The sequence below is a fragment of the Sulfitobacter sp. 1A13353 genome, assembly GCF_043557255.1.
Taxonomy (GTDB): Bacteria; Pseudomonadota; Alphaproteobacteria; order Rhodobacterales; family Rhodobacteraceae; genus Sulfitobacter; species Sulfitobacter faviae.
Genome location: NZ_JBIFFS010000002.1, coordinates 590,043 through 603,102, shown reverse-complemented (window position 1 = coordinate 603,102; position 13,060 = coordinate 590,043). Strand labels below are relative to the sequence as shown.

Here is a 13,060-nt window from a genome sequence, read left to right as displayed (position 1 = left end):
TTCGGCTCAGGCGAAACGCCCGCCTTTTTCGATGACTTCGATCTGGTAGCCATCGGGGTCTGCCACGAAAAAGAACTTCGCCACGGTCTCTCCGGCGGGGCGGAAGTCAACGATCTCGCGTGGGGTAGCACCGCCCTTGATCGCGGTCTCGCGCGCCGCTTCGAGGTCGTCGACCACGAAGGCCAGATGGCCATAGCCGTCGCCCAGATCGTAAGCGGTCTCGCGGTCCTTGTTGACGGTCAATTCCAGCTCGAATGCGCCCGTGGCGTCGCGCAGGTAGATCAGGGTGAAACTGTCGAAATCCAGACGGTCCGCGATTTTCAGCCCGAACACGTCTTCGTAGAATTTCACCGATGCCGCCTCATCAAAGACACGGATCATGGAGTGGGCGAGATTGGCCATGGCAGGGCTCCGAAGGTCTGGGGTTAGGCTTTCTGACGTTCGATATAGGCGCGCATCTCTTCGGCCTCATGGCGGGCGTCGCGCAGCCCGTCCATCGCGGCGCGCAGCTCGGCCTCGGTCTGGGCCAGTTGGTTGGTCAACTCGGCCTCGCGCTGTTGCAGATAGGTGATCGCCTGATCACGGGTTTCCTCGGCCTCGTGCAGCTCTTGGCTCATCCGGTCCAGCTGGGCCACGTCATCGGCGGCCACGCGGGTAAAGCGGTTCAGCAGCCAATTGGCGAACCATCCCATGCAGAAGGCCACGAAAAGAATGATGGCTGTTGCCAGGACAAACTCAGTTCTGCTCATCACCGCTGCCTTCTTCGGTTTCGTCGGATTCCCCGATCTCTTCTGCCGTGGTATCGCCCGTTTCTTCAGCAGATTCCAGCGCTGTTTCGTCCTCGGGGGTCTCGGCCTCGGGCTGGATCAGGCGGAATTCGATGCGGCGGTTGGCTTCGCGGCCCTCTTCGGTCTTGTTGTCTGCGATGGGGTTTTCCTCGCCATAGCCCTTGGCCACGAAGGAGGAAGTCAGCACCCGGCGCGCGCGCAATTCGTTCAGCACCGATTCCGCGCGGCTTTGCGACAGCGACAGGTTCATCGATTCGCGGCCCTGACTGTCGGTGTAGCCCTGAATCTCCAGCCGGATGTCGCCGCAGTTTTTCAGCACCTCGGCGATATCGTCCATCGTCCCAAGCGCGGAGGCGTCAATCGTGGCGCTGCCCGGCTCAAAGGTGATCTTGCCGATTTTCAGGATTTCGCGAATTTCGGCTTCGCATTCTTCCGGTGTCGGCAGGCCCGCGATCGGGTCGAGCTTTTCTTGATAGGTGATGTCGATGCTGTAATCCGCCCCTTCGCCCAGCTTGTCGGCCAAGAGCGAGGCGACGGTGGTGTTGGCCTCCTTGTTGCCGGTATTGCCCATCACCTCAAGCCGGTCAGGCGTGACTTTGACAGAGCCATTGGCGAGGGAGGCCATGGCCTCAAGCCCGGTCAGGACGCGGGTGGCCCAATCGCCCGGCAGGGTCTCGTCCAGCCGCGCGGCGGTATAGACGTTGTCCGAGCCGAAATGCGATTTCGCGTAGCTGTCGGCCAGATCGCGCAGCCCCTCGGTCGAGAGCCGCCCGCGCAGTTGCACCTGCCCCTCGGGCGAGAGGGTCGCGGTAAACTCGGGCGGGCCTGCATCGGGGTCTTCGACTTTCGGCAGTTTCGCGGTTAGGGCGAAAACATCCGGAAGGGCGTTTTCCAACTCCCCCACGACGCGGTCGAATGTGGTGGCCTCGGTGCCCGGCGCGGCCAGCAGGGTGATGTCCGCATCGGCGAAGGAAATGCTGCCTTGGCCTACGCGGCGCAGCGCGTCGATGGTCAGCGCCACGGCGCGGCCCCAGTTCGGGCTGGGCACGCCCAGACCGATGGTGCAATCGGCATTCTCAGGCGCGCCGGCGGTGATGCCCGCTTTCAAGATACGGTCGGCGGCGGCTTCCGTATCGGCAGAGCAGGCATCGAAACGCGCGCCTTCCGCGTCGATCTCAAACCGCAAGGTAAAGGGGGTGATCACCGGGCGCGGGGCCGCGATGTCCAGCCGCAGCCGCAGGCTGGGCGGGGCGGCGCGTTGCAGTTTACGTTCCATCTGCGCCTTGGCGGCGGCGCTGTCGGCGATGGCGGTGATGGTCACCCGCCCCGCATCAACCGAGGCTTTGGCCCGGGGCAGGTCGGCCATCGCCTGCACGGCAAAGCTCAGCGCGTCTTCCCAGCCTTCGGGCGCGGGATAATCCGCGGATTCCAGAAGGTCGGTGACCGAGGCGTCGCCTGCCATGTCGCCAAAGGCGTCGATCACCGCCTCGCGGTCGGTGCTGGTGGGGATCAGGCCGATGATCGAGATGCCCGCGTCATTGCGCAGCACCTCGGCAGAGAAACGGGGCGGGGCGATGCCGGATTGGGCCTCGACCTCCATCTCGTCGATGACGCGGGCGGCGTCGACCACGGTGCCTGCGGTCGACAGGGCGCGAAAGCGCACGGCCTCGGTCGGCGCGATCCCGGCGAGGGTGACCTGCAAGCCATCGGCCTGCACTTCGGCCCATGTCATGCCCTGCGCGTCCAGCGCGTCACGCACGCCGATTTCCGAGGTGTCTTCGATCAGTTGTACCGAAAAGCTCGCCGCCACCAGAGAGACCACCGCTGCGGCTGCAAAGGTCAGGGCGATCGTGAAAATGGCGGAGAGGCGCATGGGCGGACTTCTGATTGTTAAGCTTGCGACTTGATACGCGCGTCCTGCCGGGGGTGCAATCAGGCCAGCAGGCTTGCCGCGAAAAACAACAGCGGGATCATGCCGGTATCGCGGTTGGCCCGGAAGAGCTGCAATAGCTTGGCATTGTCCTTGGTATCCAGCCCGCGCAGCTGCCATGCCATATGCCATCCCATCGCCCAAGGCCCGCCAAGGGCCAGCGCCAGCGCCAGCACCGAGGCTTGGGGCAGCCCGGCATAGATCACGGCAATGCCCATCAGCCCCACCGTGGCCATCAGGAAGCGCCGCAGCCATTTGCCGGAATTCTCACCAAAAAGCCGGGCGGTGGATTTCACGCCGATCAGCGCGTCATCCTCAGCATCCTGATGGGCATAGATCGTGTCATAAAACAGCGTCCAAGCGATGCCCGCGAGGTAGAGCACCACGGCAGGCGCATGCAGCGTGCCCGCATGGGCCGTCCAAGCCAGCATGGCGCCCCAGTTAAAGGCGAGGCCCAGAAAGACCTGCGGCCACCAAGTGAAACGTTTGGCAAAGGGGTAGACCGCCACCGGCAAGAGCGCCAGCACGCCCATGGCGATGGCCGCTTGGTTGAAGGACAGCAGGATCAGCAGTGCCAGCAGCATCTGCCCCACCATCCACGCCAGCGCCTGTTTCACCGAGACCGCACCCGAGGGGATGGGCCGCAGCCGAGTGCGGGCGACCTTGCCGTCGATATGCCGGTCGGTGATGTCGTTCCATGTGCAGCCTGCGCCGCGCATCAGGAAAGCGCCGATGCCGCAGCCCGCGAAGATCCACAGATCCTCCCACCGCGGCGACTGGTCGAAGAGGATCGCAAGGCTCAGCCCCCACCAGCAGGGCAGCAGCAACAGCCATGTGCCGATGGGCCGATCCGCGCGGCTCAGCCGCAGGTAGGGGCGCAGCCCCGCCGGGGCGTGACGGTCGACCCAATTGTCGGCCACCGCATCGGCAACAGGCGCATCGGGCGTAGCATCTGGCGAAGGCGGCTGGTTGTGCATATATCTGGCCCTATGAACGCGAAAATCAGATTGTATGTAGATCAGCCCTTGGGGCAGGGGCAAACGGTTCCTTTGGCGCGCGAGCAGGCGCATTACCTCTTTGGGGTGATGCGGCTCACGGTCGGGGCCGGGGTGCTTTTGTTCAACGGGCGCGATGGCGAATGGCTGGCCGAGGTCGCCGAGGCGGGCAAGCGCGGCGGGGTGCTGACCTGTGTCGAACAGACCCGGCCGTTGCAAATGCCGCCGGACCTGTGGCTGCTCTTTGCCCCGATCAAAAAGACCCGCACCGACTTCATCGTCGAAAAAGCGGCAGAGATGGGGGCCGCGCGGATCGTGCCGGTGATGACCGAATTTACCAATGCAGGCCGCGTGCAGCAGCCGCGCCTACAGGCCCATGCGGTTGAGGCGGCAGAGCAATGCGGCGGCACCTATGTGCCGGAAGTGGCCGAGGCTGAGAAGCTGGGGCGGTTGCTGGATCAGTGGGACAGCAGCCGTCAGATCATGTTCTGCGATGAGGCTTTGGCCGGGGAAAGCGGCGCACTGCCGCCGGATGCGCAGGGGCCATGGGCCATCCTGATCGGCCCCGAGGGCGGCTTTTCCGAGAGCGAGCGCAAACGGCTGCATGGTTTCGATCACGCCCATGCGGTCACGCTCGGCCCGCGCATCCTGCGGGCCGATACGGCGGCCGTGGCGGCGATGACCATGTGGCAGCAGGCTTTGGGAGATTGGTGATGCAAAGGGTGGCCCGATGAGTTTCCTGCGCCAAGGCGCTCGCGATCAGCTTTGGCGCTGGCGCGAGGCGATCGTCGGCGGCGGGCTGATGGCCCTCGGTCTCTGGCTGGTCGCGGGGCCGGGTTTCTTGCTGGCGGTACCGGGCTATGCGGCGCTGGCGGGCGGTGCCGCGCTGATCTGGCTTGGCGTGCAACGCGCGCGTTTTCGCGGGCAGGGCGATGGTGCGGGCGCGGTGCAGGTCGTCGAAGGGCAGATCACCTACTTTGGCCCGCTGACCGGCGGCACGGTCGCCCTGCGCGAGTTGCAGCGGCTGAGCCTCGACCGGCAGATGTTTCCAGCCCATTGGCGGCTTGAGCCGCGCGATGATGAGACGCCCCTGTTGATCCCGGTGAACGCCGCAGGATCCGAGGCGCTGTTTGACGCTTTCGCCGCCCTGCCGGGCCTGCGCACCGAGAGGATGCTCTTTGAGCTACGCAAGACCCGCCATGACGCCGTTGTGATCTGGGAGCGCGCGCCGCTGCGCCCGGCGCATGTCTTGCTGCATTGACAGCCCCGGCAAATCCGCCCATCCCTGCTAGACGCGACGCCACGTCGACAACTTAGAAGACACTCAAGACGACCCTTCAAAACGGAGCCCTCGCATATGTCCATTCCTCAATCCGGCGGCGGCCCGATCGAACATCACGACCAAATGGCGCAGTATCTGGCGGATGGCTGCAAGCCCCGCGAGCAGTGGCGCATCGGCACCGAGCATGAGAAGTTCGGCTATTGCAAGGACACGCTCAAACCGCTCCCCTATGAGGGGGAACGCTCGATCCGGGTGATGCTGGAAGGGCTGCGCGACCGCCACAATTGGTCCCCTGTCGAAGAGGGTGGCAAGCTGATCGGGCTTGAGAAAGACGGGGCCAACATCAGCCTTGAGCCGGGCGGCCAGTTGGAACTCTCGGGCGCCCCTGTCGAGACCATTCACGAGACCTGCGATGAGGTGAACACCCACCTGCGCGAGGTGAAAGACGTGGCGGATGAGATCGGCGTCGGTTTCATCGGTCTGGGGGCCGCGCCCGAGTGGTCGCATGAGCAGATGGATCTGATGCCCAAGGGCCGTTACAAGCTGATGGACGGCTATATGCAAAAGGTCGGCACCATGGGCACCACCATGATGCGCCGCACCTGTACCGTTCAGGTCAACCTCGACTTCGCGAGCGAGGCCGACATGGTGCAGAAGATGCGCGTCGCCGTGGCGATGCAGCCCATCGCCAATGCGCTTTTCGCCAATTCGCCCTTCCTTGACGGCAAGCCCAACGGCGTGAAATCCACCCGCGGTCTGGTCTGGCGGCATCTGGATGACGCGCGTACGGGCATGATCCCCTTCGTTTTCGATGAGGGCTTCGGCTTTGAGGCTTGGGTGCAATACGCGCTCGATGTGCCGATGTATTTCGTCTACCGCGACGGCAAGTATATCGACGCGCTCGGCCAATCCTTCCGCGACTTTTTGAAAGGCGAGTTGCCCGCTCTGCCCGGCGAGAAGCCGACGCTGAGCGATTGGGCCGATCACCTCACCACGCTCTTCCCCGAAGCGCGGGTCAAGAAGTTTATCGAGATGCGCGGCGCTGATGGCGGCCCGTGGCGGCGGCTCTGTGCCCTGCCGGCCTTCTGGGTCGGGTTGATGTATGACCAAAGCGCCTTGGATGGGGCATGGGATTTGGTCAAAGGCTGGGATGCCGAGACACGGGAAGAATTGCGCATCGCCGCCTCCACCCACGGCCTTCAGGCCGAGGTGGGCGGGCTTAAGATGCATGATCTGGCGCGCGAGGCCGTGGCCCTGTCAGAGGCGGGGCTGAAAGCCCGCGCCCGTCCCGGCGCCGGTGGGCTGGTGCCGGATGAGACGCATTTCCTCAACGCCCTGCGCGACAGCATCGAGACGGGCCGCGTGCCTGCCGACGATCTGCTGGCGGATTACCACGGCCCATGGAACGGCGATCTGAGCCGTATCTACGCGGAATATTCCTACTGAACGGGAAAGGGGCTGATGCCGCCCTCGAGCGGTGTCAGCCTTTCTGGCCGATGCGCGATTCCGTGCCTGCGCGGATCCGGCGAATATTGTCGCGGTGCCGCCAAAAGATCAGCAAAGTCAGGGCGATGCCCAACAGCAGCATTTCCCCGTAGCCGAGGAAAATCAGCAAAAAGGTCGAGCTTGCCGCCGCCGCCAGTGCGGACAGCGACGAGATGCGCGAGAGTGCCGCCGTCGCCAGCCAGACCACACAGCAGGCCAGCCCGACAGGCCAAGCCAGCGCCAGCATGAGGCCCAGAAAGGTCGCCACACCCTTGCCGCCGCGAAAGCCCAGCCAGACCGGGTAGCAATGGCCGATCATCGCACCAAGCGCCGCCGCCTGCGCCGCATCTTCGCCCGCAAAGGCACGGGCCAGCAAAACGGCCACGGCCCCTTTGGCCCCGTCCAGCACCAGCGTCAGCGCCGCCGCTTTTTTGTTGCCGGTGCGCAGCACGTTAGTCGCGCCGATGTTGCCCGATCCGATATCGCGCAGGTTGCCCAGCCCCATCAGCCGCGCCAGCAACATGCCAAAGGCGATAGAGCCGATGACATAGCCTGCCAGCGCCCAGAAAAGGATCAATTCAACGGAAGTCTCGATTGGGGGCATCAATTCGCCTCGTAAACGCAGGAACCTGCTACATAAGTTGCCACGACCTTACCCTGCATCCGCATCCCGTCAAAGGGCGTGTTGCGGGATTTCGACCGCAGCGTCGCGCGGTCCAGCACGAAGGGCGCGTCGGGGTTGAACAGCACCATATCCGCAGGCGCCCCCACGGCAATCCGCCCGCCAGGCAGGCCGAGGCGTTTGGCCGGGTTCAGCGACAGCGCGCGCCAGAGCGTGGGCAGGTCCATCATCTCGGCATGGACCAGACGCATCGCGGCGGGCAGCAGCGTCTCCAGCCCTACCGCGCCGCTGGCGGCCTCCTCGAAGGGCAGGCGTTTGCTTTCTTCGTCCTGCGGGGTGTGCATGGAGCAGATGATGTCGATCAGACCGCTGGCCACGGCTTCGACCACGGCAAGGCGGTCTTCCTCATCGCGCAGCGGCGGCTTTACTTTGAAGAAGGTGCGGTAGTCGGCCACGTCGAGCGCGTTCAGCGTCAGGTGGTGAATGCCGACACCAGCGGTGATGTCGAGCCCGTTGCGCTTGGCGCGTTCCAGCGCGGGCAGGGCACGGGCGGTGGTGATCTGGTCGGCGTGGTAGCGCGCGCCGGTCATCTCAATGAGGGCGATATCGCGGTCCAACCCCATCCGCTCGGCCATGGGCGAGACGGCAGGCAAGCCGCGCAATGAGGCGAATTTGCCAGAGGTGACGGTTGCCCCCTTGCTCAGCCCCGGATCCTGCGGGTGGGCGATGACCAGCGCGCCGAGGCTGCGGGCATAAGTGAGCGCGCGGGAGAAGACCTTGGTATCCGTCACCACGCGGTCGCAATCGGTAAAGGCAGCGGCACCTGCGTCCATCAGAAAGCCGATCTCGGTCATCTCGCGCCCCTCGCGGCCCTTGGTCAGCGCGGCCATGGGCACGACGTTCACCGGTGCCGCCTCATTGGCGCGGCGGGTGACGAATTCGAGCGTCTCGGGGCTGTCGATGGCCGGATCGGTGTCGGGGCGCGTGACCATGGTGGTCACCCCGCCCGCCGCCGCGGCAAGGCCCGCGGAGCGGTAGCTTTCCTTGTGCCGCTCGCCCGGTTCGCAAACTTTGACGCCGATGTCGACGATACCGGGGGCGAGAATATGGCCGCCGCAATCGACCAGTTCCGCGCCCTCGGGCGCTGTGGCCCCATCGGCCAGCACCTCGGCAATCACCTTGTTGCGGACCAGAACCGCAGCAGGCTCAAGCGTGCCAGCCTGAGGGTCGAGAAGGCGCAGATTGGTGAGGAACTGAGTCATGGGCGGGCCTTTGGTGCGATAGCGGATGCGCCGCTGTCATGCCCCAAATTGCCCCCCAAACCAAGCGGTCTTTTGGGCGCGGGCGTGGCGCGCGCGCCGCTAGCCGCCAATCCAAATCATCAGCCCGACCACACCAAAGGCCACCAAAAGGGCGACCATGGCGATACGGCCAGACATTTTCGGATCGTGTTCAGGTTCTTGCATAGGCCAGATGTAGCCCGCTGGCCCCAAGGGCGCCAGCGGTTTTCGCGCTTAGGCCAGCAGCCACCAGATGATGAGCAGGATCAGCACGGCCACTGCGACGATCACCATGGTCTTGCCGCCGCCGCCCTTGGCGGGCTCGGACGGGGCGACGCGGGGGATGCCGGTATAGGGCTGGGCGGCTTCGGCCTCCATCGCCTGCACCGGTGTGTCGGGGCCGCCTTCGGTATAGGTGCCGATATGGGTCAGCGCCGGGATCGGAGCCAGTTGCAGCGACTGCCCGGCGAAGGCGCGGGAGTAGACGATCATTACCCAACCGTCGAGCGCGGCAAGCTTGCTGCGGTCCGTCTCAATCTGGTCGGGGTTCACGCCATTGCCGTCGCGCAGATAGCCCGCAAGCCCCAGTTGATCGAGGTCAGCCACCCGGAAGACCTCCGTATAGGCCGCGTCGATCCGATCGACCCCGAGGGCCGCGGCCTGTGCGGTCTCATCATCGCGCATCGCCCGCGCCTCGGCATCCGAGAGCGAGAGGGCATAGACGCGGACCTTGCCAGCTTCTTGGGGGGCGACTTCTGTATGGGGCATGACGGCTTCCTTTGACTGTTCTCAGGAAAACGCCGCTTGGCCCGTCGGGGTTCCGGTCAGGCCGCGCCGGGTTGGGCGGCGATGTGGTTGCGCGCCAGCAGGTCCATCGCGGCCATGCGCACGGCGACGCCCATCTCGACCTGGTCTTGAATGACGGAACGGTTGATGTCGTCGGCCAAGGTGCCGTCGATCTCGACCCCGCGGTTCATCGGGCCGGGGTGCATGACGATGGCGTCGGGGCTGGCATGGGCCAGCTTTTCGGCGTCGAGCCCGTAGCGGTGGTAATACTCGCGCTCCGACGGGATAAAGCCGCCATCCATCCGCTCTTTCTGAAGTCGCAGCATCATCACCACGTCGACACCTTCGAGGCCCTTTTTCATGTCGTCGAAGACCTCGACCCCAAACTGGTCGATCTGGCTGGGCATTAGGGTCGGCGGGCCGACAAGGCGGATGCGGTTTTCCATCTTGCCCAAAAGCAGGATGTTCGACCGTGCCACGCGGCTGTGAGCGATGTCACCGCAGATCGCGATGCTGAGCCGGTGCAGCCGCCCCTTGGCGCGGCGGATCGTCAGTGCGTCCAAGAGCGCCTGCGTGGGGTGCTCGTGCCGCCCGTCGCCCGCGTTCAGCACGGCGCAGTTCACCTTTTGGGCCAGCAGGTCCACCGCGCCCGATTGCGGGTGGCGCACGACCAGCAGATCGGGGTGCATGGCATTCAGCGTCATCGCCGTGTCGATCAGCGTCTCACCCTTTTTGATCGAACTGGCCTGCATCGCCATATTCATCACATCCGCGCCAAGGCGTTTGCCCGCGATCTCGAAACTCGCCTGCGTGCGGGTGGAGTTCTCAAAGAACATGTTGATCTGGGTCAGCCCGCGCAGCGCGTCGGAATGTTTGTTCGGCTGGCGGTTCCGGTCGGCATAGGTGTCGGCCAAGTCCAGAAGGGTGGTAATGTCGGATTGCGAGAGCTGCTCGATGCCAAGCAGGTGGCGATGGGCGAATGACATGGTGGCGATCCCTTCTGCTGTTGCCGCCTTATAGGCGCGGGGGGCTTGGCGCGTAAAGCGCGGCGATAGGGCATTTCGCCCCCCGTCCTCAGGGCGTAAGCTGCGGGTCATGGAATCATTCGATTATCATCAGGCGGCAGAGATGCTGGCGTGGCAGGTCGAGCTTGGCGCGACCGAGGCGATCTGCGACGCGCCGGTCAACCGCTATGAAGTGCCCGCAAGCCCGCCCAAGGCCAGCGCCAAGCTGGCCAAAGGGCCGCAGCCCCTGCAAGCCTCTGAGCAACCCGACCCGGTGGCACTGGCCCGCCGCGCCGCGCAGTCCGCGCAGACATTGGAAGAGCTGCGCGCCGCGATCCAAGGGTTCGAGCATTGCGAGCTGCACAAGGGCGCGCGCAATCTGGTTTTCGCCGATGGGGTGCCCGGCGCGCCATTGATGATCTTGGGCGAATCCCCCGACCGGGACGAAGACCGCGCGGGCAAGCCCTTCGTGGGGCGGGCGGGTCAGATGCTCGATCGGATGCTGGCGGCGATCGACATGGGGCGGGACCGCAATGTCTATCTGTCGAACATCTTGCCGTGGCGCACGCCGCAGGGGCGCGACCCGAAGCCAGATGAGATCGCGATGATGCGCCCCTTTGTGCAGCGTCATATCGAATTGGCCAAGCCCAAGGTGCTGGTGCTCTTTGGCAATTGGTCTTGCCAATCGCTTTTGGAGAAACGCAGCATCATGCGCCTGCGCGGCAATTGGACCAAGGCCGCTGATCTTTCTTGCATGCCGATGGTGCATCCCGGCTACCTGCTGCGCAATCCCGAGGCCAAGCGCGAGGCTTGGGCCGATCTGCTCAGCGTTCAGGCAAAGCTGCGCGATGGTTGATGCGCTGACCCTTCTGGCCTTCGTGCCCGCCGCCTTGGCGCTGAACCTCACGCCGGGGGCGGATATGATGTTCTGCCTTGGGCAGGGGCTGCGCTCGGGCCCGCGGGCTGCATTGGCGGCGAGCGCGGGGATTTCGGCGGGCGTGCTGGTGCATGTGGCTTTGGCCGGGTTGGGGCTGGGCGCGGTCGTCGCGGCGCTGCCTTGGGCGCTGGACATGATCCGCTGGCTCGGCGTGGCCTATCTGCTCTGGCTTGCGGTGCAAACGCTGCGGCAGGCTGGAAAGCCGCGCGATACGACGCCCGGCATGGGCGGTTGGCGCGCTTTCAACACCGGTTTCGCCGTCAATCTGACAAACCCCAAGGTGATTCTTTTCGTGCTGGCCTTCTTGCCGCAATTCGTGGTGCCCGAGGCCGGGCCGGTCTTGGCGCAGTTCCTGACCTTTGGTGCGGTGCTGGCACTGGGCGGTTTCGTCATCAACGGCGCGGTGGGGGTCTTTGCCGCCGGGATCGGGCGACGACTGGCCGGGGGCGGACGGCTGCTGGGCTGGATCAGCAGCGGTATTTTCGTGGCTTTGGCCGCGCGTTTGGCAATGATGGAGCGGACATGAGCAGGATCGACGACAGCCGGGCGTTCATCCCCGTAAGAATTGCTGTGCTGACCGTCTCGGACAGCCGCAGCTTGGCCGAGGATCGGTCGGGCGACGTGTTGGTCGCGCGGATCGAAGCGGCGGGCCATGTGCTGGCCGCGCGCAAGATCGTGACCGACGACCGCCCCGCCATCGCGGCGCTTCTGCGCGACTGGTGCGCGGACCCTGAGATTGACGTGGTAATCAGCACCGGCGGCACTGGCCTCACGGGGCGCGACGTGACGGTCGAGGCGCACCGCGATGTCTATGAGAAAGAGATTGACGCCTTCGGCACGGTCTTCACCATGATCTCAATGGAGAAGATCGGCACCAGCGCGGTGCAAAGCCGTGCGACGGGCGGCGTGGCGCAGGGGACATATCTATTTGCGCTGCCGGGCAGCCCGGGGGCATGTAAAGACGCATGGGATGGCATCTTGCTCAAACAGTTGGACTACCGCCACATGCCCTGCAACTTCGTTGAGATCATGCCGCGGCTGGACGAGCATCAGCGCCGCAAGTAGCGCGCGGGTTTAGCCCGTGGTGCAGCCCGTCACCTCCACCGCGTGGTTCTTGCCGATCACCGTGATCCGAATGGCGGAACGGTCGAGCGCCAGTGCGGTGCCATTCTCGGCGATCATCTCGCCGCTGGCGACAAGCGTATTTCCCGACCGCTGGCCCACGGTCTCGCTCATCCACATGTTGGGATTGCCGGGTTCGATCACCACGGTCTCCTTACCCCCGGCAGAGGGCAGGGCCAGCCGGGTTTCGATCTCCAGCCCCCGCGCGGTGGGGCGCAGGCTGCATTGGGCGCTTTTCAAACCGGCCTCAGCGCCGGAATAGGGCCGCGCGGCAAAGGCGGCGGCGATGGCCGGGGTGGGCTTGCTGTCGCGGGTGTCAAGCAGGGCGCGCAGGTGGATGGTCTGTGGCAGGCAGATGTCGCTGCACACGCCAAGGTCGATGCTGGTGTCCAATGTGACCGGCGCACCGGGGCGGTGCGGGGTGATGGTCAGCGGCAGGATCACCTCGCGGGCATAGCCGATGGAGTTCACCCCGCCTTGGTCAAAGACCTTGGGCGCGGGCCATGTGATCTGCACGTCGCGCAGGTTGTCCGAGCCGGACCAGTCGAACTCCGGCGGGATGCCTGCATCGCCGGGGCTGCGCCAATAGGTCTTCCAACCCGGTGCCATGCGCAGCCGGATCGCCGCCACGCGCCGCCCGTCAGACTGTTGCCAACCAGTGAGCAGATCGCCCTGCAAAGGCGTGCCGACAGCATCCTGCGCCGCGGCGGGCAGGGCGAGGGTGAGACAGGAGAGAAGGGCGGAAAAGAAGCGCGATATGGTCATGCGGACTTGATGCGGTATCCTTCCGCGCCTGCCAAGTCACATTTGCATCATCCATGTTTCGCTG

At 65.0% G+C, this 13,060-nt stretch carries 15 protein-coding genes; 6 read left to right on the top strand and 9 right to left on the bottom strand.

The window, feature by feature from the left end:
- Nucleotides 1-6: 6 nt before the first annotated feature.
- Genes ACGYLO_RS06710 through ubiA form a run of 4 tightly spaced genes read right to left on the bottom strand, consistent with a single transcriptional unit; the run spans nucleotide 7 to nucleotide 3,695 of the window.
- Nucleotides 7-402: a VOC family protein gene (locus ACGYLO_RS06710; RefSeq protein WP_271688217.1), complete on the bottom strand. Its 396-nt coding sequence runs from the start codon at nucleotides 400-402 to the stop codon at nucleotides 7-9.
- 23 nt (nucleotides 403-425) lie between these two features.
- A complete protein-coding gene (locus tag ACGYLO_RS06705) occupies nucleotides 426-749 on the bottom strand; it encodes a hypothetical protein (RefSeq protein ID WP_007118939.1) in 324 nt (107 codons plus the stop codon).
- Nucleotides 736-2,661, bottom strand: coding sequence for an OmpA family protein (locus ACGYLO_RS06700; RefSeq protein WP_271688215.1), 1,926 nt, complete (start codon nucleotides 2,659-2,661; stop codon nucleotides 736-738). The genes ACGYLO_RS06705 and ACGYLO_RS06700 overlap by 14 nt, the downstream gene beginning before the upstream one ends.
- A gap of 59 nt (nucleotides 2,662-2,720) precedes the next feature.
- On the bottom strand, nucleotides 2,721-3,695 hold the full coding sequence (ubiA, locus tag ACGYLO_RS06695; protein ID WP_271688214.1) for a 4-hydroxybenzoate octaprenyltransferase: 975 nt from the start codon (nucleotides 3,693-3,695) through the stop codon (nucleotides 2,721-2,723).
- A 12-nt stretch (nucleotides 3,696-3,707) separates the two neighbouring features.
- On the opposite strand from ubiA, the gene ACGYLO_RS06690 reads away from it, so the two are divergent.
- From ACGYLO_RS06690 to ACGYLO_RS06680, 3 genes are all read left to right on the top strand, one after another.
- Nucleotides 3,708-4,427: a 16S rRNA (uracil(1498)-N(3))-methyltransferase gene (locus ACGYLO_RS06690; protein ID WP_271688213.1), complete on the top strand. Its 720-nt coding sequence runs from the start codon at nucleotides 3,708-3,710 to the stop codon at nucleotides 4,425-4,427.
- A 16-nt stretch (nucleotides 4,428-4,443) separates the two neighbouring features.
- On the top strand, nucleotides 4,444-4,974 hold the full coding sequence (locus ACGYLO_RS06685; protein ID WP_271688212.1) for a hypothetical protein: 531 nt from the start codon (nucleotides 4,444-4,446) through the stop codon (nucleotides 4,972-4,974).
- A gap of 96 nt (nucleotides 4,975-5,070) precedes the next feature.
- Nucleotides 5,071-6,441 carry a glutamate--cysteine ligase gene (locus ACGYLO_RS06680; RefSeq protein ID WP_271688211.1) on the top strand — a complete coding sequence of 457 codons (1,371 nt, stop codon included), beginning with the start codon at nucleotides 5,071-5,073 and terminating at the stop codon, nucleotides 6,439-6,441.
- 34 nt (nucleotides 6,442-6,475) lie between these two features.
- Here the strand turns inward: ACGYLO_RS06680 and plsY are convergent, their stop codons facing one another.
- From plsY to ACGYLO_RS06660, 4 genes are all read right to left on the bottom strand, one after another.
- Complete coding sequence (plsY, locus tag ACGYLO_RS06675; RefSeq protein ID WP_271688210.1) at nucleotides 6,476-7,084, bottom strand: glycerol-3-phosphate 1-O-acyltransferase PlsY; 609 nt, start codon at nucleotides 7,082-7,084, stop codon at nucleotides 6,476-6,478.
- Nucleotides 7,084-8,364, bottom strand: a complete 1,281-nt coding sequence (gene pyrC / locus ACGYLO_RS06670) for a dihydroorotase (protein WP_394376368.1) — start codon at nucleotides 8,362-8,364, stop codon at nucleotides 7,084-7,086. The genes plsY and pyrC overlap by 1 nt, the downstream gene beginning before the upstream one ends.
- 252 nt (nucleotides 8,365-8,616) lie before the next feature.
- Nucleotides 8,617-9,150, bottom strand: a complete 534-nt coding sequence (locus ACGYLO_RS06665) for a hypothetical protein (RefSeq protein ID WP_271688208.1) — start codon at nucleotides 9,148-9,150, stop codon at nucleotides 8,617-8,619.
- Between the two features lie 56 nt (nucleotides 9,151-9,206).
- On the bottom strand, nucleotides 9,207-10,154 hold the full coding sequence (locus ACGYLO_RS06660) for an aspartate carbamoyltransferase catalytic subunit (protein WP_067265620.1): 948 nt from the start codon (nucleotides 10,152-10,154) through the stop codon (nucleotides 9,207-9,209).
- 109 nt (nucleotides 10,155-10,263) lie between these two features.
- On the opposite strand from ACGYLO_RS06660, the gene ACGYLO_RS06655 reads away from it, so the two are divergent.
- From ACGYLO_RS06655 to moaB, 3 genes are read left to right on the top strand one after another with little or no spacing between them, the layout of a single operon-like run.
- Nucleotides 10,264-11,028 carry a uracil-DNA glycosylase family protein gene (locus tag ACGYLO_RS06655; protein WP_271688207.1) on the top strand — a complete coding sequence of 255 codons (765 nt, stop codon included), beginning with the start codon at nucleotides 10,264-10,266 and terminating at the stop codon, nucleotides 11,026-11,028.
- Entirely contained in the window at nucleotides 11,021-11,635 is a 615-nt protein-coding gene (locus ACGYLO_RS06650; RefSeq protein WP_067265585.1) for a LysE family translocator, read from the top strand. The genes ACGYLO_RS06655 and ACGYLO_RS06650 overlap by 8 nt, the downstream gene beginning before the upstream one ends.
- A complete protein-coding gene (moaB, locus tag ACGYLO_RS06645; protein ID WP_271688206.1) occupies nucleotides 11,632-12,174 on the top strand; it encodes a molybdenum cofactor biosynthesis protein B in 543 nt (180 codons plus the stop codon). The genes ACGYLO_RS06650 and moaB overlap by 4 nt, the downstream gene beginning before the upstream one ends.
- A 9-nt stretch (nucleotides 12,175-12,183) precedes the next feature.
- Here the strand turns inward: moaB and ACGYLO_RS06640 are convergent, their stop codons facing one another.
- Nucleotides 12,184-12,996, bottom strand: coding sequence for a protein-disulfide reductase DsbD domain-containing protein (locus tag ACGYLO_RS06640; RefSeq protein ID WP_271688205.1), 813 nt, complete (start codon nucleotides 12,994-12,996; stop codon nucleotides 12,184-12,186).
- Nucleotides 12,997-13,060 lie beyond the last annotated feature (64 nt).